The 22,693-nt window shown below is 72.0% G+C and carries 19 protein-coding genes and 1 pseudogene; 5 read left to right on the forward strand and 15 right to left on the reverse strand.

Features of this window, described 5'->3' with window-relative positions:
- Nucleotides 1-63: 63 nt before the first annotated feature.
- Nucleotides 64-1,368, forward strand: a complete 1,305-nt coding sequence (locus tag ACWZEH_RS26455; RefSeq protein ID WP_456193584.1) for a YncE family protein — start codon at nucleotides 64-66, stop codon at nucleotides 1,366-1,368.
- Nucleotides 1,369-1,561: 193 nt separating this feature from the next.
- On the opposite strand, the pseudogene ACWZEH_RS26460 reads toward ACWZEH_RS26455, so the two are convergent.
- A pseudogene (locus ACWZEH_RS26460) lies at nucleotides 1,562-1,987 on the reverse strand (DDE-type integrase/transposase/recombinase); the annotation flags it as partial.
- Nucleotides 1,988-2,521: 534 nt separating this feature from the next.
- On the opposite strand from ACWZEH_RS26460, the gene ACWZEH_RS26465 reads away from it, so the two are divergent.
- From ACWZEH_RS26465 to ACWZEH_RS26475, 3 genes are all read left to right on the forward strand, one after another.
- Nucleotides 2,522-3,442, forward strand: coding sequence for an intradiol ring-cleavage dioxygenase (locus ACWZEH_RS26465; protein WP_456193585.1), 921 nt, complete (start codon nucleotides 2,522-2,524; stop codon nucleotides 3,440-3,442).
- An 8-nt stretch (nucleotides 3,443-3,450) separates the two neighbouring features.
- Entirely contained in the window at nucleotides 3,451-4,296 is an 846-nt protein-coding gene (locus ACWZEH_RS26470) for a triphosphoribosyl-dephospho-CoA synthase (RefSeq protein WP_456193586.1), read from the forward strand.
- Between the two features lie 2,240 nt (nucleotides 4,297-6,536).
- Complete coding sequence (locus tag ACWZEH_RS26475; RefSeq protein ID WP_456199835.1) at nucleotides 6,537-7,961, forward strand: non-reducing end alpha-L-arabinofuranosidase family hydrolase; 1,425 nt, start codon at nucleotides 6,537-6,539, stop codon at nucleotides 7,959-7,961.
- A 290-nt stretch (nucleotides 7,962-8,251) separates the two neighbouring features.
- Here the strand turns inward: ACWZEH_RS26475 and ACWZEH_RS26480 are convergent, their stop codons facing one another.
- Both ACWZEH_RS26480 and ACWZEH_RS26485 read right to left on the reverse strand, forming a co-directional pair.
- Complete coding sequence (locus tag ACWZEH_RS26480; RefSeq protein ID WP_456193587.1) at nucleotides 8,252-8,440, reverse strand: DUF397 domain-containing protein; 189 nt, start codon at nucleotides 8,438-8,440, stop codon at nucleotides 8,252-8,254.
- Nucleotides 8,437-8,727, reverse strand: a complete 291-nt coding sequence (locus ACWZEH_RS26485) for a Scr1 family TA system antitoxin-like transcriptional regulator (protein ID WP_456193588.1) — start codon at nucleotides 8,725-8,727, stop codon at nucleotides 8,437-8,439. The genes ACWZEH_RS26480 and ACWZEH_RS26485 overlap by 4 nt, the downstream gene beginning before the upstream one ends.
- Nucleotides 8,728-9,088: 361 nt before the next feature.
- On the opposite strand from ACWZEH_RS26485, the gene ACWZEH_RS26490 reads away from it, so the two are divergent.
- On the forward strand, nucleotides 9,089-9,793 hold the full coding sequence (locus ACWZEH_RS26490) for a phosphatase PAP2 family protein (protein WP_456199837.1): 705 nt from the start codon (nucleotides 9,089-9,091) through the stop codon (nucleotides 9,791-9,793).
- 14 nt (nucleotides 9,794-9,807) lie between these two features.
- On the opposite strand, the gene ACWZEH_RS26495 is transcribed toward ACWZEH_RS26490, so the two are convergent.
- From ACWZEH_RS26495 to ACWZEH_RS26550, 12 genes are read right to left on the reverse strand one after another with little or no spacing between them, the layout of a single operon-like run.
- A complete protein-coding gene (locus ACWZEH_RS26495) occupies nucleotides 9,808-11,172 on the reverse strand; it encodes a glutamate-1-semialdehyde 2,1-aminomutase (protein WP_456193589.1) in 1,365 nt (454 codons plus the stop codon).
- A 3-nt stretch (nucleotides 11,173-11,175) separates the two neighbouring features.
- Nucleotides 11,176-11,727 (reverse strand): dTDP-4-dehydrorhamnose 3,5-epimerase, encoded by a 552-nt coding sequence (gene rfbC / locus ACWZEH_RS26500; RefSeq protein WP_456193590.1) that lies wholly within the window; start codon nucleotides 11,725-11,727, stop codon nucleotides 11,176-11,178.
- Nucleotides 11,724-12,938: a polysaccharide pyruvyl transferase family protein gene (locus ACWZEH_RS26505; protein WP_456193591.1), complete on the reverse strand. Its 1,215-nt coding sequence runs from the start codon at nucleotides 12,936-12,938 to the stop codon at nucleotides 11,724-11,726. Before ACWZEH_RS26505 ends, rfbC begins: the two co-directional genes overlap by 4 nt.
- The gene (locus tag ACWZEH_RS26510; protein ID WP_456193592.1) at nucleotides 12,935-13,882 is read right to left on the reverse strand and encodes a glycosyltransferase family 2 protein; all 948 of its coding nucleotides are present in this window, start codon (nucleotides 13,880-13,882) and stop codon (nucleotides 12,935-12,937) included. The genes ACWZEH_RS26505 and ACWZEH_RS26510 overlap by 4 nt, the downstream gene beginning before the upstream one ends.
- Entirely contained in the window at nucleotides 13,879-15,168 is a 1,290-nt protein-coding gene (locus ACWZEH_RS26515; RefSeq protein WP_456199838.1) for an MATE family efflux transporter, read from the reverse strand. The genes ACWZEH_RS26510 and ACWZEH_RS26515 overlap by 4 nt, the downstream gene beginning before the upstream one ends.
- A 5-nt stretch (nucleotides 15,169-15,173) precedes the next feature.
- Complete coding sequence (locus ACWZEH_RS26520) at nucleotides 15,174-16,496, reverse strand: DUF4910 domain-containing protein (RefSeq protein WP_456193593.1); 1,323 nt, start codon at nucleotides 16,494-16,496, stop codon at nucleotides 15,174-15,176.
- A complete protein-coding gene (locus tag ACWZEH_RS26525; RefSeq protein WP_456193594.1) occupies nucleotides 16,484-17,509 on the reverse strand; it encodes an NAD-dependent epimerase/dehydratase family protein in 1,026 nt (341 codons plus the stop codon). The genes ACWZEH_RS26520 and ACWZEH_RS26525 overlap by 13 nt, the downstream gene beginning before the upstream one ends.
- 3 nt (nucleotides 17,510-17,512) lie before the next feature.
- Entirely contained in the window at nucleotides 17,513-18,160 is a 648-nt protein-coding gene (locus ACWZEH_RS26530) for a PIG-L deacetylase family protein (RefSeq protein ID WP_456193595.1), read from the reverse strand.
- On the reverse strand, nucleotides 18,157-18,957 hold the full coding sequence (locus ACWZEH_RS26535) for a sugar phosphate nucleotidyltransferase (protein ID WP_456193596.1): 801 nt from the start codon (nucleotides 18,955-18,957) through the stop codon (nucleotides 18,157-18,159). Before ACWZEH_RS26535 ends, ACWZEH_RS26530 begins: the two co-directional genes overlap by 4 nt.
- Nucleotides 18,954-20,189, reverse strand: a complete 1,236-nt coding sequence (locus tag ACWZEH_RS26540; RefSeq protein WP_456193597.1) for a class I SAM-dependent methyltransferase — start codon at nucleotides 20,187-20,189, stop codon at nucleotides 18,954-18,956. The genes ACWZEH_RS26535 and ACWZEH_RS26540 overlap by 4 nt, the downstream gene beginning before the upstream one ends.
- Nucleotides 20,186-21,457: a glycosyltransferase gene (locus tag ACWZEH_RS26545; RefSeq protein WP_456193598.1), complete on the reverse strand. Its 1,272-nt coding sequence runs from the start codon at nucleotides 21,455-21,457 to the stop codon at nucleotides 20,186-20,188. The genes ACWZEH_RS26540 and ACWZEH_RS26545 overlap by 4 nt, the downstream gene beginning before the upstream one ends.
- A gap of 2 nt (nucleotides 21,458-21,459) precedes the next feature.
- Nucleotides 21,460-22,692, reverse strand: coding sequence for an O-antigen ligase domain-containing protein (locus ACWZEH_RS26550; RefSeq protein ID WP_456193599.1), 1,233 nt, complete (start codon nucleotides 22,690-22,692; stop codon nucleotides 21,460-21,462).
- Nucleotide 22,693 lies beyond the last annotated feature (1 nt).

The raw sequence follows: 22,693 nt of genomic DNA on the forward strand, positions 1-22,693 counted from the left end.
CCCCAGTAACAGATGCGGGCCTGTCTGACGGCGCGCCGCCCATCCCTGCCTCTGGAGTTCGCCATGACGCTTTCCCCCACCCGTCGTCCTCGCCGCCGGCGCCCCTTCGGCGCGGCCGTCCTCGTCGCCGCGGGACTGACCGCAGGCGCGCTGCCCACCGTCCCCGGCCCGGCCGGTGCGAGCGAGCCCCCGAAGCAGGCACGGGAAGCAGCCTCGGAGGAGCTCAAGGAGGTGTTCTTCGTCGGCAACAACTGGGAGGGCACCGCCGACGTCATCAACTCCCGTGGCGACTACGCCAAAATCGGCCGGATCAACATGATCCCCGACAAGAAGGAGCGCCTGTGGGAGATCTACCTCAACCCCGTCAAGCTCGCCTTCTTCCTCGGCATCCGGCTCGGCCCGGGCGAGGGTCACGACCAGTACGTCGACGACATGTACACCACGAAGGACGGCAAGTCCGTCGTCGCCTCCCGGCCGAGTTTCGCCGACGTGGTCTCCATCGACGTGGGGAGCGGAAAGATCAACTGGCGCTTCCCGGTGTCCGGTTTCCGCTCCGACCACATGGCGGTCTCCCCCGACGGCACCCAGGTCGCCGTCTCCTCCTCCACCTCCAACACCGTGCACGTCCTGGACATGGCGACGGGCAAGGAGGCGGGCAGCTTCAAGACGGGCGACAAGCCGCACGAGAACGTGTACACCGACGGTGGCAAGTACCTCTGGAACATGGCCATCGGCGAGGTCAACACCGACATGGACGCGCCCTGGCAGGACTTCACCAAGGGCGACCGCCGCATCACCATCGCCGACGCGAAGACCTTCGAGGTCAAGAAGATCATCGACATGCGCGAGCGGCTCGACGCCTTCGGTCGCAAGGACCTGTCCGACGCGCTGCGCCCCGTAGCCTTCACGCCCGACGAGTCGAAGATGTACTTCCAGCTCTCCTTCTTCAACGGCTTCGTCGAGTACGACGTGCACCATGACGAGATCACCCGGGTGAAGACGCTGCCGAAGAACCCGGACACCAGCGACGACCGCACCACCTACGTCAACGACTCCCGCCACCACGGCATGTCCATGAGCCCCCGGGGCGACAAGCTCTGCATCGCCGGGACCATGGACGACTACGTCACCGTCGTGAACCGCGAGACGCTTCAGGAGGGCCCGCTCGTCACCGCCTCCAAGCCGTACTGGGCCACCGTCAGCGGAGACGGCAAGCACTGCGTGGTGTCCGAGAGCGGCACCGACCAGGTGACGGCGATCGACTTCGCCACCGGCAGGAAGGTCACCTCGATCCCCGTCGGCGACCACCCCCAGCGGGTCCGCCTCGGCCACGTCCCCACGGACTGGACCGGCCCCACCGCAGGCTGAGACGCTTCGGAGCCCAAGTCCCACGCCGCTCCAGCCCGCACCCGTCGGATCCGGTCTCACCCCCGCCGCACCGGATCCGACGGTATGAACGGTATGAGCGGGTGCGCTTTCTCCCCTCACTCCCAGCCCGGACTGCGAAGCACGCCGCGGGCTGAGGTTGCTCCCGGGGGTGGGCACCGGGTTTCGTGCGGAGGAGTGACAGCGTACGTGTCGTGATCAGTTGTTGTTCGAAACGCGGCTGGTGTGAGCCGAGCGCGGAGTGGCGACGGCGTCGGTTGCAGTACCAAAGCCGGCGGAACAACTCGAGCCGGGTCTGTGCCTCCCAGGGCCAGGGGCGTCCGTGAGCACTTGAGGCCCAGGAAGAACGACTCGGCGAGGGCGTTGTCGTAGCTCGAGCCGAGCGGGCCCGTGCAGCGGCGCATGCTGTGCCGGCGGCAGGCGTCGGCGATGGCTGCCGCGTTGTACTGCGTCCCTGTCGGTGTGGAATACGAAGCTGGGAACCCGGTCGCCGCGGGCGGGCCACGGCCGTCTCGATCGCATCGGTGACCAGGGAGATGCGCGTGTGGTCCGTGACCGACCAGCCCACGACCTTCCTTCAGTAGACGTCGATCACCGTGGCGGGGCAAGCAGGACATGGGCTTCGCCCTTGCGGCCCCGCGTCCGCAGCGATTCCGCGGTGATACCGAGATCCGCGGCCACCGCCGCGTACAGCCGGCTGCCTGACCGGGCCGCCTAGCGGTGGCGAGGTGGCCCGGTCGGACTCCCTGAGTGCTGTGGGACGTTGCCGGTTCGTGGCGCTGAGTGATGTCGGTCATCTACGCCTCCGGAGCACTCAGCAGGTTCTTCGTCTGCTGGTGGTACAGCGACAACACGTCGCTGACCTGCGCGAATAGTGGCCATGTGGAGCCCGTCGGGGTCGTTGGCCCGGGGATGGCCCGGATGTCCGCGGACGAGGTCACCCGCCAAGCCCGGCCTCCACGCTGCGGACGCGGTCATCGACCCGGTGGTGGGCCCGGCCGTCGACCGCACCCGCTTCGGCCGCGCCCGTCCCTGCCTGAGTGGAGTCCGGGACGAACCACGGTTGGGTCCCCCTCTTATCCAGTACACAGTGCGTGCACAGAGCCCTGACGGATACGGCTCTTAGCTTCCTTCCATGACTGGTAAACACGAGGACACCTCGATGACCCGGCGTCGCGCGCTCGCGGTGACCGGTGGCGCGGTCGCCGCGGGCGGGCTCGCCGTCGCCGGCTACCAGGCGGCGTTCGCCGACGAGGAAGCGCCCGCCACGAGGAGCTCCACTGCGACGAGTTCCGCCTCGGGCGGGCAGTGCGTATTGATGTCCAGTGTCACGGAGGGGCCGTACTACCTGGACGGCGCCCTGGTGCGCAAGGACATCACCGAGGGCAAGGACGGTGTGCCGCTGACGCTGCGCATCACCGTCCAGGACACCACCGACTCCTGCGATCCGGTCGCCGGCGCGGCCGTGGAGATCTGGCACTGCGACGCCTGGGGCTACTACTCCGGTTACACCACCGCCAACCCCGGCGGCGCCGCCCCCGCCGAGAGCGAGGACGGGTCCACCGCCAACGACAGGACGTATCTGCGGGGTTACCAGATCGCCAATGCCAACGGAGTCGTCAAGTTCGAGACTGTCTTCCCCGGTTGGTACACCCCGCGCACCTGCCACATTCATGTGAAGGTACACACGGGCGGGCAGAAGCAGGACGGGACCTATGAGGGCGGAAAGGTCAACTACACCGGCCAGCTGTTCTTCGATGACGCCATCGCCGAGGAGATCTTCACGCTGGATCCGTACTCCCAGCACACCGGCTCCTACACCCGCCTGGCCGACGACATGGTGTACGACCAAAGCGGCGCCGCCGGCGGCCTGCTGACGCTCAAAGCGGTGCACAAGAGCGACCCTGCGAAGGGCTACAAGGGCACCATTGCGCTCGGCATCGATCCCGATGTGGAGAACACCGGCGCGGGCAGCGGAGGCGGTGGCACGCCGCCGAGCGGCGCACCCACCGGCACCCCGCCGAGCGGCATGCCGTCGCCGTCCGCGTCCTCCTGAGCCACGTCATGCAGAGCCGTGAGGACGAGGCGTTGGCGCAGGCCGCAGTGGCCGCACTGATCCGGCAACTGGAGCTTGCCCCCAAGCCCGGACTGCCCGATCCACGCGACTGCCGTGCGCACAGCACCGGCCGGGACCACCGTGCGCTGTGCTGGTCCGCCAAGACGCTCGCGCCCGGCCTCACGGCCATGGCAGCTGTCGCCCGCCGCATCGGGGCGGCGACGCCCGAACTCCGTACGGAACTCGGGGCGATCGGGCGCTTGACCGAGCATCGTGTCGAGCAGGCCGGCGGCGGGCACCGGGGTGCCATGTGGGTGCTCGGGCTGCTGGTTGCCGGTGCGGCCGTCGGACCGGACGCACGCGGGGCCGAGGTGACGGCCGTCGCCCAACAAATCGCCGCGCATCGCGACCGGTTCGTGCCCCGGAGACAGTCACACGGCGCATCGGTGTCGGCGGCGTACGGTGCGGCGGGCGCACGTGGTGAGGCGCGGGCCGGGTTCCCCCACGTGCGACGGGCGCTCACCGCGCTGACCGCGGCGCGGGCGAGCGAGGCCGCGGAGCCTCAGGCGCGGCTCGACGCCCTGCTGACGATCATGACCACCCTGCAAGACACGGAGGTGCTGTACACCACGGGCCCCTCGGGGCTGCGCGAGGTACAGGCCGGTGCCCGCCGGGTGCTGGACGAGGGAGGCACGTCCACGCCCGCCGGCCGCGCGGCGCTCGACACCTGGGACACCGAGCTGACCCGACTCGGCCTGAGCCCCCGCGGCAGCGCGGCGCTGCTGACCGGGGCGCTGTTCGTGGACTCTCTCGCATCGCGCCCCAAGGCCATCGGGCATTTCGCACGTGGCTGAGGCCGTCGGGTATCGGCCCCCCCCCCGCCACGACCGTGGCCCAGGGGTTCGGTCGGCAAGCGCCAGGGGGTGCCGGTGTGGCTTGAGCGGACTGGCGAGTGGGGTTCCCCCTTGGCGCAGGGTGAACCGCTCCGGGGCTGATGGAGGCACTCGCCCGGGCCGGCCAGGCATCCGGCGACCAGCCGCGGACCGACCTGCAGAACTGGATCCTGGCCCGGAGCGACGGCGACGACGCCATGACCGAGATCCTGCAGCTGAACCTGGCGCTCACGCCCTCCGGCACCGTTTACCCGACCCAGGCCGGAATCCCTGGACTTCAGGCCAGGGAGCACGTCAACAGAGCTGGAAGACCGACGAGGACTTCGACACCTGTCTCCGGCGCCTCGGGCAATACCTGGAACAGGCGGGTGCCGGTGCCGCCTTCCTCGCTCCTCCGCCCCCCTTGCCCCCTGAACCGGGCTTCGTGTCCCTCCGGGACCGCCGATACGGTGCGGGGGTGAGGTCGCCTGTCCAGGGGGCGGCCAGTGAAGGTCTCCTGCGTCGCGGCCCACGAGGCGAGCAGGCGCAGGCCCTCTTCGGAGGGAGAACCGGGTTCGGCGGTGTAGACGGTGAGGACGCTCTTGGCATCCCCGCGCCGGACAGCGAGCCGTGAATGAACTGTTCCGGTTGTTCCACCCCGGCGGCGGGCCGAGCGCCGGGCTACCCGGCGCGGCCGTGGCGGTGGAGTGGGAGGAGGCGGTCACGGACGAGGCGACCGTCAGCGGGGCGCTCGCGAGGAGGCGGAGCAGCCCGGATGACCTGAAGAGGGCTCGAAACTTCGGACACCGTTCGGAAAATCGGAGTGTCACGGATGCCGGAGACGCGGCCGGCCGTGTCGATGCCGTCCGCGAAGTCACCTCGGTCCGGCGCCGGATGGTGTCCGGTCCAGCCGTTCGATGGTTTGGCCTGCGCCGTTTCGTGTAGGGATTCCTGCGAATGTTTCGATGTCGCTTGCGACTCGTGCGAGGGGTATTGACGTCGTTCATCGGTTCCCTATCATTCAGATTGCTCGACACTTCGGCCTTTGTTCGATACCACGAACGCGTCAGAGTCGCTCCACTCGCACAGCAGGACATCTCCGGGTCACGCCCACCCGAAACGCCGAGCCGCAAGGAGCGTGCCGCACATGTGTATGTCATGGCCACGTCAATCCTTCTCCCGTCGTCGCGCGCCGGCGGCCGCCACCGGCCTCGCCACCGGCGCGGTCCTGGCGCCGACGGGAGCCTCCCGCGCCGCAGCCGCTCCCGTCCGGGGGCGGGCCCGCGCCACCGCCGCCCCGCCAGGCCACCTCCATGACCGGCGTCGACACCTTCGACGGCACGACCCTCGCCCCGAGACGGGAGTGGAACCACAACCCGGACAACACCAAGTGGTCGGCCGGCAACGGTCTGACCCTGCGCACCGCGACGGTCCGGCCCGACCGCTCCGCGATGCGGGACGGCGACCGGGCCGGACCCGCGCTGCCGCGTGACTCCTCCGCGTGGATCGGTGTCGAGCGCGAGGGCGGCGCCACACGGGTGGTGACGGTCGGCGGGCTGACCATGGACAGCAACCGGAACACCACCGGCACCGGCTACGGGCTCGCGAGCGCGGCCGTCCCGGGCAGCCGCGTCCGGCAGCGCGCGAGCGCGGACATCCGCCCCGGCGCGGCACGTCCGGGGACTTTCTCCTGCAGCACCGACGGCGTCACGTTCACCCGACTCGGACCCGGCTTCTCCATGGGCGACTACTGGCGGTTCTTCACGGGATACCGGTTCGCCCCCTTCGACCACGCACGCCACCCGGGGGCTCGGCGGCTCGGTCCGCGCCACGCGGTTCGAGCTGTCCGCACCCTGAACCGGGCCGATCCCGGCCACCCCCCTCCCACCGCACCCGGCCGTACGAGGAGAAGCATGAACCCGCTCCAACACTTCGGACGTCGCCGAGCCCCGGTCCTCGGCCCGCCGGCCGCGACGGTCCTGATGACGCCCGGGACCGCGACGGGCTCGCCCGACGCCGTCCGAGCCCTTGCTCCGAGCGCCGCCCGTGCGGCCCGAAGGCGCCGGGCGCCACCGGTCTTTCGGAAGGCCGCGAAGGACCGGGAAGTCACAAGCGGTCTGCCGTGGTGCTCACGGGCCGCCGCACACCGCACTACACCGACAGTCCGGACGGCCTCTGACGAGGCCAACCGGAACCGCTTACTCAAGGTTGGGGAAGTCCCCATGCGCAGAGGAAGTTTCAGCCGCAGGCATCCGTCCGCGGTGTTCGCCGCCGCGGTCGCGGTCCTGGCCGCCCTGGCGGCGATGCTCGTCGCCACCCCGGCTCAGGCGGCTGCCAGTGGCGCCTTGCGGGGTGTCGGCTCGAACCGGTGTCTCGATGTACCGGGCGCCAGCCAGACCGACGGCACGTACCTGCAGATCCACGACTGCTGGGACGGGGCCAACCAGCAGTGGACGTTGACGGACGGCAACCAGCTGACCGTGTACGGCAACAAGTGCCTGGATGTTCCGGGCCACGCCACCACGGCCGGTACCCGGGTGCAGATCTGGGCCTGTTCCGGCGGTGCGAACCAGCAGTGGCGGGTGAACTCCGACGGCACGGTCGTCGGCGTGCAGTCCGGGCTGTGCCTGGAGGCCACGGGCGCCGGTACGGCCAACGGCACGGCGGTGCAGCTGTGGACGTGCAACGGCGGCAGCAACCAGAAGTGGACCGGCCTGCCCGGGACGCCGCCGACGGACGGCACGTGTTCTCTTCCGTCGACGTACCGGTGGTCGTCGACGGGTGTGCTGGCGCAGCCGGCGAACGGGTGGGCCGCGGTGAAGGACTTCACCACCGTGACGCACAACGGCAGGCACCTGGTCTACGCGACGAACTTTTCGGGATCGTCGTACGGCTCGATGATGTTCAGTCCCTTCACGAACTGGTCGGACATGGCGTCGGCCGGCCAGAGCGGGATGAGCCAGGCCGCGGTGGCGCCCACGCTGTTCTACTTCGCGCCCAAGAACATCTGGGTGCTGGCGTACCAGTGGGGTGCGTGGCCCTTCATCTACCGCACGTCGAGCGACCCCACCAACCCCAACGGCTGGTCCTCCCCGCAGCCGCTGTTCACCGGGAGCATCTCCGGCTCCGACACCGGCCCGATCGACCAGACCCTGATCGCCGACGGCCAGAACATGTACCTGTTCTTCGCCGGTGACAACGGCAGGATCTACCGGGCGAGCATGCCGATCGGGAACTTCCCGGGCAACTTCGGCTCGTCGTACACGACGATCATGAGCGACACGAAGGCCAACCTGTTCGAGGGCGTACAGGTCTACAAGGTCCAGGGCCGGAACCAGTACCTCATGATCGTCGAGGCGATGGGCGCGAACGGGCGCTACTTCCGCTCCTTCACGGCCTCCAGCCTGAACGGCTCGTGGACCCCGCAGGCCGCCAGTGAGAGCAACCCCTTCGCGGGCAAGGCCAACAGCGGTGCCACCTGGACCAACGACATCAGCCACGGTGACCTGGTCCGCAACAACCCCGACCAGACCATGACCATCGACCCCTGCAACCTGCAGTTCCTCTACCAGGGCAAGGACCCCAACGCGGGCGGCGACTACAACCGACTGCCGTGGCGGCCGGGCGTCCTCACCCTGCGGCGCTGACCTTCCCGATTCACGCCGACCGTGATGTGGTGCGGTCTGCAGGCGTGTGGGCGAGCGGTTCACGGCGTGGGCGATTCCACCTGCTGACCGACATTCACCGCCTGGAGGAACCCCAGCCGTGCGGCGGCTGGGGTTCCTCGGGTGCGACCTGTTTCCGGTGGGTGCAACAGGCGGACGTGGAGGGCCCTGCCCGATCAGTGTGTCCTTGCTCGCCGGGTTGGAGAAGGCGGACGACAGCGCCCCGCGCCGGACGGATCCGGTACGGGGCGGGGCGGGGCGGGGCGTGAAGGTCAGCCCTGGGCGGCGTAGCCGACGAAGTCGTTCCACGCGGTGGGGGAGAGGGCGAGTTCGGGGCTCCGCCGGTCCTTGGAGTCCCGGACGTGGATCGCCTGCGTGCCCCGCGCCACCTCGACGCAGGCGTCGCCGTCGGAACCGCTGTAGCTGCTCTTGAACCAAGTCCGTTCGTCGATGCCGCTCATGGCGCTCCTCGCGGTCGCTTCAGCAGGCTCCTGGAGTCCTCGGAGGTGAGAGCCTGTGAACGCAGTTTCGTATACCGCTGGAGCATGATGCTGACCTCCTTCGGGTCCGCGACCAGCATCCCGCCACGCTGTCCCTCCGCGTAGCCGAACCACTTGCTGCCCGGGGACTCCAGGAGCATCAACGGCCCGTCGAACCCGGGGTGGTCCGGCTGATGGCGCGGCATGATCTGCAACTCGACGTTGAACTGCGACGACCGCTCCAGAGGGTCACCGCCTGTGTCTCCCACCGCGCCCACTGCCAAAACCAGCTCGCCGGCCCCGCCTGCCGCGACAGGTGCGGCGCGGCCCTCCGCAGCGCTCCCGTTGCGTCGGCCACCTCCCGCGCGCCTGCCACGCCGTACCGCTTCTGACCGGGGTCCATCGGCACGCGTAGCGACACGTACCGTCTACGGAATGTGTGCGTACGCTGACACTGCGTACGCGGGTCGCCTCGGGTGAACCGACAGGAATCGTCGCCGAACCGGCTCTGCCCGGCTGACGCGGCCGTCGCGGGGGAGTTGTCCGCAGGGCGGGGCATCCGCCGGGCGCGGCGGCGATGATGGACCGATGTGGGAAGAAGACCTGACCCGGCTCACCCGCGGCGGGCGTATGACCGGTCGCCCGGTGCCCGCGGTGCTGCCCCCGTCGCCGCGCGGGTGGCTCGGGGTGATGGCGGCCCTCGGCGCGCTGGTGGTCGGCGTGCTCGGGGCCCTGTACGCCGACGACAGCGAGCCCGGCACGGTGGACGCGTGGATCTGGGCGGTGGTGAAGGGTGTGGGGCCGTCGCTGCGGAACGTCGCTCTGGCCACGGACTTCCTGGGGGAGCCGGTGGGAGCGGCGACGCTGGTCGGGGTCACCGTGACGGGCTGCCTGCTGGCTCGGTGGCCCCGCGCGGCGGTGCTCGTCGTGGCCGGCGCAGGCCTGGCCGTGGGGACGACGAAGCTGCTCAAGCCCCTGGTGGGACGCACCATCCACGACGGGCACCTGTCCTACCCGAGCGGGCACACCGCCTTCCTCACCGCGCTCGCCCTCGTGGTGGCGCTGCTCGCGGCCGGCCGGCCCGGCCTCGGCAGGACGGCCGGCACGTCACTCGTGCTCGCCGCCGCGCTGGTCGCCGGCGCCGCCATGGGCTGGGCGCAGGTCGCCCTGGGCGCGCACTACCCGACCGACGTCCTAGGCGGCTGGTGCACCGCGCTGGCGGTGGTACCGGCGACCGCGTGGCTGGTCGACCGGATCGCCGACCGGATCGCCGACCGTCCGGTCGACCGGACGACCGGCCGGACGACCGACGTCGGTCGGCGGGAGCCTCGCTGACGTCACGTCCATCGTCACGCCAGGCGGCGGAACACCGGCTTCACCGGGCGCCCGCCCAGCCAGGGGGTCGGGTCACCGGCGTCCAGCGCCTTCCGGTACACCGCACACGCCTGGGCCACCACGTCGACGGTGTGATCGATGTCGGCGTCGCTCAGCGCGCTGCTCACCACGAACGACGGGGCCAGCACCCCGCCCGCGAGGAGTTGGCGCAGGAACAGCGTGCGGTACTCCTGCGACGGCTGCCGCTTCTCGTCGAGGGTGGCGAAGACCAGGTTGCTGGCCCGGCCCCGGACGACGACGTGGTCGCCGACGCCCATGGATGCCGCGGCGTCGCGGACCCCGGCGGCCAGCCGCTCGCCGAGGGCGTGCAGCCGAGCCGTGACGCCCTCCTCGACGTAGGTGGTCTGCACGGCCATCGCGGCGGCCAGGGAGTGTGTCTCCGCGCCGTGCGTGGTGGACAGCAGGAACACCCGGTCGCCGGAGTGGCGCAGCCCGCCCCGCTCCATCAGCTCGCGGCGTCCGGCCAGTGCGGAGACGGCGAATCCGTTGCCCAGCGCCTTGCCGAACGTGGAGAGGTCGGGGACGACGCCGTACAGGCCCTGGGCGCCGGCCTCGGACCAGCGGAAGCCGGTGATCATCTCGTCGAAGACCAGGACGCAGCCGTGCCGGTCGGCCAGTGCGCGCAGGCCGGCGAGGTAGCCGGGAGTGGGGTCTCCCCTGCTCGAACGAAGTTGAGAGCCTGGGGAAGGCCCGGTGTGGGTGGCGGGTTCGAGGATCAGGCAGGCGACCTCGTCCCGGTACCGGGTGAGCAGCTTCTCCGTGGCGGCCAGGTCCCCGTAGGGGAACGCCACGGTGAGCTCGTTCGTCGCCGCCGGAACACCGGCGGACATCGGCGTGGTGCCGATGAACCAGTCGTCGACGGAGAAGAACGGATGGTCGCCGCAGACGGCCACCCGCGGGCGGCCGGTGGCGGCGCGGGCCAGGCGCACCGCGGCGGTGGTGGCGTCGGAACCGTTCTTCGCGAACTTCACCATCTCGGCGGTCGGCACGGTGGCCAGGAAACGTTCCGCCGCCTCGGCCTCCACGAGCGAGGGCCGGACGAAGTTGCCGCCGCGGTCCAGTTCGCGTCGCACCGCTTCGAGCACGCGCGGGTGGGCGTGGCCGAGGCTGACCGACCGCAGACCGGAGCCGTACTCGACGTAGCGGTTGCCGTCGACGTCCCACACGTGGGCGCCGCGGCCGTGGCTGATGACCGGGGCCAGGTCCTCGGGGTACTGGTCGTCACCCTTGGCGTAGGTGTGCGCGCCCCCGGGGATCAGGGCGTGCAGCCGCTCGTTCGCCTCCCGCGAGCGGGGCAGACGGAATTCCTCGGTGGTCACGCCTCAGCTCTCCCTCTGCTTCAGGACCTCGGCGAGGCCCGGCGCCTCCCGGTCCCGCCGGGACATCGAGGTGACCGGCAGCGGCCAGTCGATGGCGAGGTCCGGGTCGTCGAAGGCGATCGTCACGTCCTCGGCCGGATCGTGCGGGCGGTCGATCCGGTAGGAGGTGTCGGCGGTGTCCGTCAGCGCCTGGAAACCGTGCGCGCACCCCGCCGGTACGTACAGGGTCGCCTGCGTCTCGCCGGACAGCTCGAAGGTGGCCCGGCCCAGGTAGGTGGGGGAGTCCGGCCGCAGGTCCACGACGACGTCGAAGATCCTCCCGTAGGAGCACCGCACCAGTTTCGCCTCGCCGGCGCCGGAGCGCAGGTGCAGGCCGCGCAGGACGCCCCGGACCGAGCGGGACAGGCTGTCCTGGACGAAGGCGTCCGGGTCGAGGCCCACCGAGCGGACCACGTCGGCGTCGAAGGTGCGGCAGAAGAAGCCGCGTTCGTCGGCGTACGGCGTCGGCTCGAACAGGTGGGCGCCGGCGATCGTCGGGACTTCCGTCGCTTTCATGAACTCTCCTGCGTGGCGTGGGAGTGGTCGGTCGCCGGGAAGAGGGTCGCCGTCAACGTGGTGAGATGGCGGTCGAGTTGCTCGGTGGCGGCCCGGTTCTGCTCGGCCAGGGTCCGCCGCAGTTCCGCCGACCGTCTCTCCAGCGACCGGAACTGTTCGAGCAGCCGGTCGGCGTCGATCTCGCGGGCCGGGTGGCAGTACGCGTCCAGGCCCATGCGGGCCATCAGCGCGTCGCTCTTCGCGGCGTAGCTGAGCGCCAGCGTCGGTGTGCCGGTCCTCAGCGCGCAGACCAGGTTGTGGTACCGGGTCGCCACCACGGTGTCGGCAGCCGCCGTCTCCTTCATCAGGTCCGCCAGCGAGGTGGCCTCGGCGGCGCTGACCAGCGGTGAGTCCACCGCGCCGAGGATCGCCTCGACCACCGGCGCGTCGCACGCGTCGCCGGTGAGCAGCCGGACCGGCCTGCCCTCCTCGGCCAGCGTGCGCACGAACCGGGTCGTCCCGTCGAGGTAGCGCCGGTGGATCTGCTCGGCCCGGTCGCGGTCGTCGTCGCCGCCGTGGAAGTCCATGACGCCGACGCAGACCAGGCCCGGCTGCCGGCCCCCGTCGGCCGGTGGTGCCGGCAGGGCGAACGCGAGGTCCGGATGGACCTCGTCGCGCGTGGTGTCCACGCCCATCGCCCGCATCGCGTCACGGGACAGGGTGTCCCGGTACGAACGGTGGGCGGCAAGCCGCGCCGACCGGCGCACCAGGGCCCGGGTCGGCCGGCTGGCGATCGGGGCGGCGCCGACACCGACCAGCGCCACCTTGGTGCCGAGCAGCCTGCCGCTCGCGCAGAGCAGGAACAGCGAGTACGGGAAACCCCACGGCCGCAGCGGCAGCGTGGCCTCCAGGACGCCCATGCCCGGCACGATCACCACGTCGTGCCGGCGCACCCAGGCGGCGGTGCGGACGGCGTCGACGAGTTTGCCCAGCCCCTTCCCCGCGATCGCGCCCGCCCGCGACGCGGTCCGGTACTCCCCGCGGTACCAGTGCAGCCGCGTCGCGGGGATCCCGTACCGGGCCGTCACGACCTCGGGTCCGCCGCACAGCGCGTCCACGACCGCCTCCGGGTGCGCGGCGCGCAGGTACCCGAGCACGGCCTCCAGCGACCCGTCGTTGCCGAGGTTGCCGGAGCCGAGCAGGCCGAACAGCCCGACGCGCACCGCCCTCACGCCTGCCGCCCTTCCCGCCCGGCGACGAGGGCGTCGACGGAGACGGTGAGCCGGTCCGGGGCGACCGGGGCGCGGTCCTCCACCCGCTCACCGGAGCCCGGCCGGACCCGGGAGGTCATCCACGCGGCCAGGTGGCGGTAGCACGCGCGCCGGTCGGCCGGGGACAGCGGCGCCCGCCGGATCGCCGAGACGAAGCCCCACACGTACTCGGCGAGCAGCCGGGGCGTCGGGTGCAGCGGGCCCGCGCGGCGCGGGTCCAGGTTGACGCACCGGGACCGCTTGGAGGGGTTCGCCCGCTCGGCCCGGGTGGGGTGGTCGCGGCGGAAGTACAACAGCTCCGGCACCTGGTGGAAGGGCCCGTGCAGGGTGATCTCGGCGACGAACGTGCGGTCCGCGTGGTGGTAGCTGTCGTGCGGCTTCACCCGGCGCAGCACGTCGGCCCGCATCACGCCGTAGAAGTCGTCGCCCCCGGGCTCGAACAGCAGACTGCGGAAGCGTTCCGGCGCGTGCGGCGAGTCGGTGGCGAGCCCGTACTCGTAGGGGACCTTCACCTTGCCTTCGCTGTCGATGACCGCCTGGCCGCTGTGCGCGAGGATCACGTCCGGCCGCTCGTCCAGCGCCTCGACGCAGGCCCGCAGCAGGTCCCGGGCGTACAGGTCGTCGTGCGAGGCCCACTTGAACAGCTCGCCCCGGCACTCGGTGAACACGTGATTGTGGTTCGGCGCGGCGCCGATGTTCCGGGGCAGCCGGATGTACCGGATGCGCGAGTCCTTCGCCGCGTACCGGCGGCAGATGTCCTGGGTCCCGTCCGTCGAGGCGTTGTCGGAGACGACCAGTTCGAAGTCCTCGTAGGTCTGGCCGAGCAGCGCGTCGAACGCCTCGGTGAGGTACTCCTCGCCGTTGTGGACGGGCAGGCCGATGCTCAGCCTGGGTTGGGCTGTCATGAGGTCCTCACTTCGGGGATGGGGTTTCGGTGGTGCTCGCGCAGGGCGGACCGCAGGTGCAGCCACCACACGGCCGAGCCGCCGACGGTCGCGGCGGCGACGCCCCAGGCGGAGCCGGCCGTGCCGGCGAGGACCGCCCCGCCGAGCCCGCCGACGACGTAACAGGCGGAGGCGAACAGCTGGCTGCGCAGGCTGAGCCGGGCCGCGCCGAGCGCGCGCAGCCCGGCCGCCGCGCCGGTGCCGAGTCCCGCGCCCGCGACGCCGAGCGTGACCGGCACGATGAGCTCCGCGGCAGAACTCCAGACGCCGCCGAGCACGAGTTCGCCGAGCCGGTCGGGCACCAGCAGCAGGGCCCCGCCCCAGAGCAGTGCGGCGACGGCCTGCCCGCCGCCGAGCAGGAGGCAGAACCTGCCGAGCTGCTGCGGGGCCCGCCGCAGCACCCGCGCCGCCTCCGCGACGGTGACCAGCGAAAGCCCCATCAGCAGCGCGAGGAACGGGCCGAGCAGCAGCTCGGCCCCCCGGATCACACCCACCGCGCCGACCCCGACGATCGCGCCGAGCCCGTACGCCCGCAGCTGGCTCGCGCCGCTGTTGCCGACGTTCTCGACCAGGTACCGGTAGCCGAGGTCGCGGTGCTCGCGGACCCACTCGCGCGCTTTGGCCGGCCGGGGCCGGATGCCGGACTGGAGGCAGCCGTACACCGCGGCCACCGCGGCGGACCCGCCCCAGGCGAGCACGAAGGCGGACACGCTGCCCACGCGGGCCGCCGCCACCATGGCCAGGGCGAGCGCGACGCCCCACACGACGTCGTTGACGAACGCCTTCCGTCCGGTGCCGGCGGCGAAGAACGCGAACCGCCACGCGTCCTGCAGCAGCAGCCCCGGCAGTACGACGCCGAGGCAGGCGAACGCGGTCCCCACACGGCCGCCGAGAGCGAGACCGGCCACCACGGACGCCGCGCCGAGGGCGGCACCGACACCGAGCGCGGTACCCGACGACCGGGCCGCCGCCCCGCGCCAGGACGCGTCCGACACGCCGCTGAAGCGCACCATGAGCGGGTCGGTGGCCACTCCGCGGGAGACGTTGAGCACCACGCCGTAGGTCACCCAGGCGAGGCTGAACACGCCGAACGCGGTCAGCCCGAGCGAGCGGGCCACGTAGATGCCCACCGCGAAGTTGGTCATGCTGGAGGCCGCCTGGTCGGCCAGTCCCCAGGACAGCCGCCCGACGACGGCCCGCCTGGCGGTCGTCGCCCTCGGCCTGGTCTTCTCCCCCTCGGTGGTCATCGGCGTCATGCCTTGAGCAGCCCGGCACCGTGCAGGGCGTCGGCCGCGACCGCGACGGTGTCGAACGGCAGCCCGGACCGCTCGGCGACGTCCAGCAGACTGTGCTCGCCGTCGGAGAGGCTGAGCACCCAGAGCATGGCCATCTGGGCCTGCTTCGCGTCACTGCGGCCCCCGAGCGAGTCGTACAGCCCGCGCCGGCCCAGCTGCGGCTCGCCGTAGGGGCTGAGGTTGACGTACCGCCGGTTGCGGTCAAGGACGGCGAACGCCTCGCGGCAGACGGCGAGCGTGTCCGCCATCGCCTGTGGGGAGACGAAGTCCGGGTTGTCCGCCGAGGTGTGGTACTCGGGGTAGCCGGCGTACGGGGTCCGGCTGAGCGAGCCCACGCCGAGGTCGAACCCGGGCGAGCAGAACTGCCGCTCGTCGTAGCCGTACGGAGTGAACTCGGTGACCTGGTGCGGGCGGTCGGAGGCGAGAAGCACGTGCCGCATCACCCGGTCGATCTCGGCGTCGCCGCGCCTGCTCTGCTTGTACGTCAGGTCGCCCGGGTCGCCGGCGCAGGCCAGCACCAGCCCGTGCCTGACCCTTCCCCCAGCTCTCGGCTCCGCTCGAGCAGGGGATACCCCATTCACCCGCTCCGCGTTGCGGGCCAGCCAGGTGATCGCGCCGATGGTGCCGGGGGCGAAGACGAACCGGTAGGTGTAGTAGGGACTCTGCTCCGCCAGCGCCCGGGCCAGGAAGACCGCCACCGCGATGCCGGCCAGGTTGTCGTTGGCCAGCGACGGGTGGCAGACGTGGCAGGAGACGATCACCTCGTCGGGGACCTGTCCGGGGATCACGTGCTCGGCGTAGGTGAGGTGGCCGTCCGCGAGCGTGGAGTCGATCCGCACCTCGTACTCGCCGTCCGGCAGCGCGTCCAGCGTCTCCTGCGCCAGGCAGAACCCCCACGTCGGCTCGTAGTAGCTGGTGCGGTACGGCACCCAGGACGGGTGGTCCGGCAGGGTGTGCAGGTGCGGGCGCAGCTCGGACAGCGGCATGGTCGCCGACACCGGCACGCTGTAGCCGAGCACGTGCAGGCTGGACGCGGCGAAGTCGACGACCCGGTTGCCGGCGGTGTCGGCGATGTAGGCGTCCCGGATGTTCCACTCCTGCGGCACCGTCCAGTCGAGCACCTGCGTCCCGGTCGGCACCTCGTGCACCTCGAGCGGAACGTACTCGCCGACGATCTCCAGGGTGGCGCGCACCCCGTCGCCGGTGATGCTCCGGCACAGCGGGTACAACCGCTCCACCAGCGCGTGCATCTCCTCGCCGGCCTCGGTCATCGGCGCCACCGCAGGGTGTCGTCGACGGTGCCGGCGTCGGACGCCGCGCGCAGCACGGCGAGGCGGGTGAAGCGCCGCTCGAAGTCCTCCCGGGTCAGCCCGTGTTCCCGGTAGGCGTCGGCGAGTTCGAGCGCGCCCCGCTTCACCGTCCACTCGCAGTCGAAGCCGGGCACCGCGGCGCGGAACCGGGAGAAGTCCACCCGGTACGACCGTGGATCGGCGCCGGTCTCCCCGGTGATCACCACCTTGGAGCCGGACACCGCCTCGGCGACCTGCCCGGCGATCTCGGCGACCGTGACGTTGTTGGCCTCGCTGCCGATGTTGAACGCCCGGTCGTGCACCGCTTCCCGCGGCGCGACCAGCGCGGCGGCGAAGGCCCGTGCGATGTCGGCGGCGTGCACCAGCGGGCGCCAGGGGGTGCCGTCGGAGAGCACGAGCACCTCCCCGGACAGGAGCGCGTGGCCCACCAGGTTGTTCAGCACGATGTCGGCGCGCAGCCGGGGGGAGTACCCGAACGCGGTGGCGTTGCGCATGTACACCGGGCTGAAGTCGCCGTCGGCCAGCGCGTGCAGGTCGTCCTCCACCCGCACCTTGGACTCCGCGTACGGTGTCACCGGGCGCAGCGGGGCGTCCTCGCCCACCAGGTCGCCGCCGCCGGCGGCCCCGTAGACCGAGCAGGTCGACGCGTACAGGAAGCGCCGGACCCCCGCGTCGCGGGCCAGTTCGGCGAGCCGCACGGACGCGTGGTGGTTGATGTCGTAGGTGAGTTCCGGTGCCAGCGAGCCCAGCGGGTCGTTGGACAGCGCGGCCAGGTGGATCACGGCGTCCACCCCGGCCACGTGCTCGGCCGTGATGTCCCGCAGGTCCACCCGTGTCCCCGGCGGATCGGTGGGCGCCGGGCCGAGGACGCAGTCGGCGAACAGGCCGGCGTCCAGACCGACGACCTCGTGGCCCGCGGCCGTGAGGACCGGGGCCATCACGGTGCCCAGGTAGCCCTGGTGTCCGGTCAGCAGTACACGCACGGTTCATTCCCCCAGGTCGAGAGTGAGTTTGGTGACGGCGAACGCCTCGGCGTAGCGGGCGTGGCATTCGATGCCGCGGATCCGGGCCAGCCCCAGGAAGGCCTCCCGGTCGTACCAGGGCCGGTGCCGCTGCGAGGGGTAGTGCTCCTGCAGCAGCCGCACCTTCCGCTCGGCGGTCTTCGGCGACAGCGGCTGGTACGCCGCCATCCGGCCGAGGTCGCCGTCCCACTTGACGATCTCGTAGCCGAGCACGAGGTGGTCCCGGAACGCGGTGGTCATCAACCGCGCCAGCCCGCGGTGGTCCTGGTGCGCGTCCTCGGTGCGCGGGGCCAGCACGAGATCCGGTTCGGTCCGTGCGCGCAGTTCCTCGACCGCGGCCTTGGCCTCCTCCCAGTGCGCCGGCATCCGGCCGTCCGGCAGCTTGAGCACGGTCAGCCGCAGGTCGGCACCGGGGCAGAAGGCGGCGAGCGCGGCCCGCTCCTCCTGCTCCCGCTCGCCGCCGCCGCCGGAGAGCACCAGCGCGTCGACGCGGATCCCGGGCCGGGCGAGGCACAGCGTCAGCAGCGTGCCGCCGGCGCCGATGGCGATGTCGTCGCAGTGCGCGCCCACCGCGGCGAGCCGGTCCAGGCGCCCGGCGCCGAGCCGGATCACGCCCTCGCCCCGGCGCCCGCACCGTCCCGTTCCCACACCGCCCACGGGCGGTCGCCCCGGGCGTAGGCCTCGTCGAGCGCGGCCCGCTCCTTCACGGTGTCGGTCGGCTTCCAGAAACCGCGGTGCCGGTAGGCCACCAGCCGCCCCTGCTTGGCCAGCTGCGCACATCCGTCGGCGACCAGGTCACCGCCCTCGGGGATGTGGTCGAGGATCTCCCGGCGCAGGACGAAGTAGCCGCCGTTCTCCCACAGCGGCAGTTCACTCACCGGGGTGATGCCCCCCACCAGGCCGTCCTCGCCCAGGTTCACGCAGTGGAACGAGGACTGCGGCGGCACCACCATCATCGACGCGCCGGCGTCGCGCCGCGCGAACCGGTCGATCATCTCCGGCAGCGGGGCGTCGGTGAGCACGTCGGCGTAGTTGGCGAGGAACATCTCGTCGCCGTCCAGGTGGTGCCGCACCCGGCGCAGCCGCTCCCCGATCGGCGACTCGATGCCGGTCTGCGCGAACGTGATCGTCCAGTCGGCGATGTCGGTGGACAGCAACTCGGTCCGCCCGCCCCGCAGGACGAAGTCGTTGGACGTCGTCTCCTCGTAGTTGAGGAAGAAGTCCTTGATGTGGTGCGCCCCGTAGCCGAGGCACAGGATGAACTCCGTGTGCCCGTAGTACGCGTAGTAGCGCATGACGTGCCAGATCAGCGGGCGCGGCCCGACCATCGCCATCGGCTTGGGCACGTCGTCGGAGGTTCCGCTGCGCATCCGCAGCCCGTAACCGCCGCAGAACAGTACGACCTTCATCGCTCGACCTCGACAATGCTCAGTTCCGGTATGGGGAAGACCAGCCGTCCGCCCCACTCGTGCACGAAGGACAGCTGCTCGGTCAGCTCGGCCCGCAGGTTCCACGGGAGCACGAGGACGTAGTCCGGCCGGTCGGCGGCGATCCGCTCCGGCGGCAGGATCGGGATGCGGGTGCCGGGGGTGAACCTGCCGTGCTTGTAGGGGTTGCGGTCGACCGTGTACGGCAGCAGGTCGGGCCGGATGCCGCAGTGGTTGAGCAGGGTGTTGCCCTTGCCCGGCGCGCCGTAGCCGGCGACCGTCTCGCCGCGTTCGGCCGCCTCGATGAGGAACCGCAGCAGGTCCCGGCGCACCTTGGCCACCCGGGCGGCGAACTCGGCGTACCCGGAGAGCTCCTGCAGCCCGGCGGCCTTCTCCCGGTCCAGGATGTCGGCCACCCGCCGGGACGGCTCCCCGGCCGCCCCGTCCGGCCGCGCCCACAGCCGGACGGAACCGCCGTGCGTCGGCAGCGACTCCACGTCCACCAGCGTGAGTCCGCCGCTCGCCAGCGCCCGGGTCGCGGACGCGACCGTGTAGTACTGGAAGTGCTCGTGGTAGATCGTGTCGTACTGGTTCTCCTCGATCAGGGTCAGCAGGTGCTGCACCTCGATGGAGACCCAGCCGTCGTCGGCGACCAGGGCGCGCAGCCCCCGGGTGAAGCCGACCACGTCGGGTATGTGCGCGTACACGTTGTTGGCCACGACCAGGTCCGCCGGGCCGTGCTCGGTGCGGACGCCGGAGCCGGTGGCCTGGTCGAGGAACGCCGTGAGCGTGGGCACACCCGCGTCCCGCGCGGTGGCGCCGACGTTCACCGACGGCTCGATGCCGAGGCAGCGGATCTGGCGGTCCACCACGTGCTTCAGCAGGTACCCGTCGTTGCTCGCGACCTCGACCACGAAGGAGTCCGCGCCGAGACCCAGCCGGGCCGCCGCGTCGGCGACGAACGTGCGCGCGTGCTCCACCCAGGAGGTCGAGTAGGAGGAGAAGTACGCGTACTGCGTGAACGTCTCCTCCGGAGTGATCAGCGGAGGGATCTGCGCGAGCCAGCAGTCCGTGCACACCCGCAGATGCAGCGGGTACGCCGGTTCCGGCCGGTCCAGTTGGTCCGCGGCGAGAAAGCTCTCGCACGGCGGAGTCGCCCCCAGGTCGACGACGCTCGCGAGCGCCCCCGAGCCGCAGAGTCGGCATCGTGTCATCTACTGCCCCCATCCCGCCCGCGCGGGTGACCCCGCCGCGAGCCAGTGCTTCCGTCCCCCGGCGGCGGGCCGTCCCCGCCGCCCGACCGCCCCGCGACCGCGGTGCGGTACCCCTCCAGCAGGCGCTCCAGCCCGACGGCCGGGCTGAAGTCCCGCTCGTAACGGCGCCGGGCCGCCTGCCCCATCTCCCGGTTGCGGGCCGTCTCCGCGGTGACGCGGCGCAGGCAGGACGCGAGCGAGGCGGCGTCGCCCGGCCGGTGCAGCAGCCCCGTCCTCCCGTCCTCGACGAGTTCGGCGAAGGCGCCGTGCCCGGCGGCGACGGCCGGTACTCCTGCCGCCATCGCCTCCACGACCACCAGGCCGAAGGTCTCCAGCCACGTCGAGGGAGCCACCACGGCGACCGACCGCGCGACGGCCTGGCGGCACTGAGCCGTGTCGTACAGGCCGGCGTACCGCACGTCGTCCCGGCCCGCCGCCCAGGCGGCCACCTCCCGCTCCAGCGGCCCCGACCCGGCGATCACGAGCGGCACGCCCGCGCCGCCGCCGGTGGCGATCTCGTCCCACGCGGCCATCAGCAGCCGCACGCCCTTGGCCTCCGCGAGGCGGCCGAGGAAGAGCAGATGCTCACCGTCACCCGCCCGGCGGACCTCCGGGTCGGGCACGAAGTTGTGCTTCACCGCCAGCCGTCCGGCCGGCATGCCGGCCTCCACCAGGACGTCGCGCTGCGCCGCGGAGATGCAGAAGAACCGCTCCACGCCGGACCACCACCGCCGCCGGTTGACCGACAGGCTGACCGCGAGCGGCACCGTGGCCAGCCGGGAGCCGCGGTAGCAGCCGTGCCGGACGGCGGGCAGCGGCGAGGCTCCGACGCACTCGGTGCACGGCCGGCCGTCCCGCTGCAGCGTGCCGGGCGGGCAGACCTGGGTGTAGTTGTGCAGCGTGGCGACGGCGGGCACGCCGGCGTCGGCGCAGGCGGCCAGCACCGCCGGCGACAGGAGCGGGAAGACGTTGTGGACGTGCACCACGTCCGGCCGTTCGCGGCGCAGCCGCGCGGCGAGTTCCCTGCGGACCGCGGGGTTCCACGGCACGAGCAGCGGCAGCGCGGCCTTGCCGGGCAGGGACCGGCCGGCGATGTCGTCGCTGCGCCGCTCGAACAGCCCGACCCGGTGGCCGGCCCCGCGCAGCAGCGCCGTCTCCTGGTCGACGACCTTGTTCTCCCCGCTCGGCTGCGCCGAGGCGTAGCGGTTGTGCACCACGAGGACGTGCATGCTCAGGTCACCTCCGATCTCTGGGCCCACCGCGGAACGCGCCGCCGGGGGGCCCCGGGCGCCGGGAGGGAAGGGGCCGCGGCGGGCGCCGCCAACAGGGAGGCGGCCACGGTCAGATGCAGCAGATAAGGCGAGGCGTCGCCCAGCCCGGCCTCGGTGTACGAGGCGATGGCGCAGTAGCTGATCAGGAACAGCGCGCAGGCCCTCGACAGCGACGGCGGCCGCAGCAGCGCGACACCGCCCAGCACGGCGATCATCGCCGCGACCAGGGTGACCCCGGTCATCCCCTGCTCGTGGTAGACGGCCAGCCAGCTGTTGTCGATGGGCAGCCCGCCGAACGACTTGTCGCCCAGACCCGCGCCGAACAGGTACTCCGAGGTCGTCCGGGGTGCCGCCAGCAGGGCGTCCCACACCTTGGCCCGGCCGGTGAGGCTGGTGAAGTTCTCCTGGCTCTGTCCGCGCAGGAACCACGCCTGCAGCGCGGAGCCGAACCCCACCGCGGCCACGGCGGCGCACAGCACCGCCCAGGTGAAGAACCGGCGGGCGGCGGCGCTGGTCAGGACGAGCGAGCCGATGGCCACTCCCAGCCCGGCGATCAGTCCGAGCGTGGCCGTACGGGTGTGGGTCAGCGAGAGCAGGACCAGGGCCGGCACGACGACCAGGGCCGCGCTGCCCCGGTCGGTGCGGCGGCCCAGCAGGAGCAGCACGGTGAGCCCGGTGATCACCGCGGCGTACTGTCCGATCTGCGGCGGGGTGAGCGGCCACAACGCGCCGACCAGCCGCCCGCCGTAGAGGTCGGGCAGGGCGGCCCCCGGAGAGACGGCCAGCCCGGCGGCCACCGAGCACAGCACCAGGAAGTACATCCGGATGTGGTACCGCACGAAGGTCGTGCCGCCGTCCCACCAGCGGCTGAGCAGCCACAGCGTGCCGACGAAGAGAGTCAGCCGGGCGCAGCGGAACAGCGCGCCGAACCCGGACTCCAGGCTCGCGCTGGCGAGCACGCTCGGCACCAGCAGCAGGGTGAGCAGGAACAGGAAGGCGCTCGGCCGGACGCGCAGCCGGAGATTGACCGCGAGCGCCAGCGCGAACGCGGCGACCAGAGCGCCCATGGTGACCATCTGGATGAGGGAGCGGGGCAGCGGCACGACGGTCTTCGCGCCGGCTGAGCCGAGCGTGTTGAGGACCAGCAGCCCCCAGGCCGTCCCGACGGCCCTCGGCGTGCGGTCGGCACCCATG

The sequence above is a fragment of the Streptomyces yamdrokensis genome, from assembly GCF_053890455.1.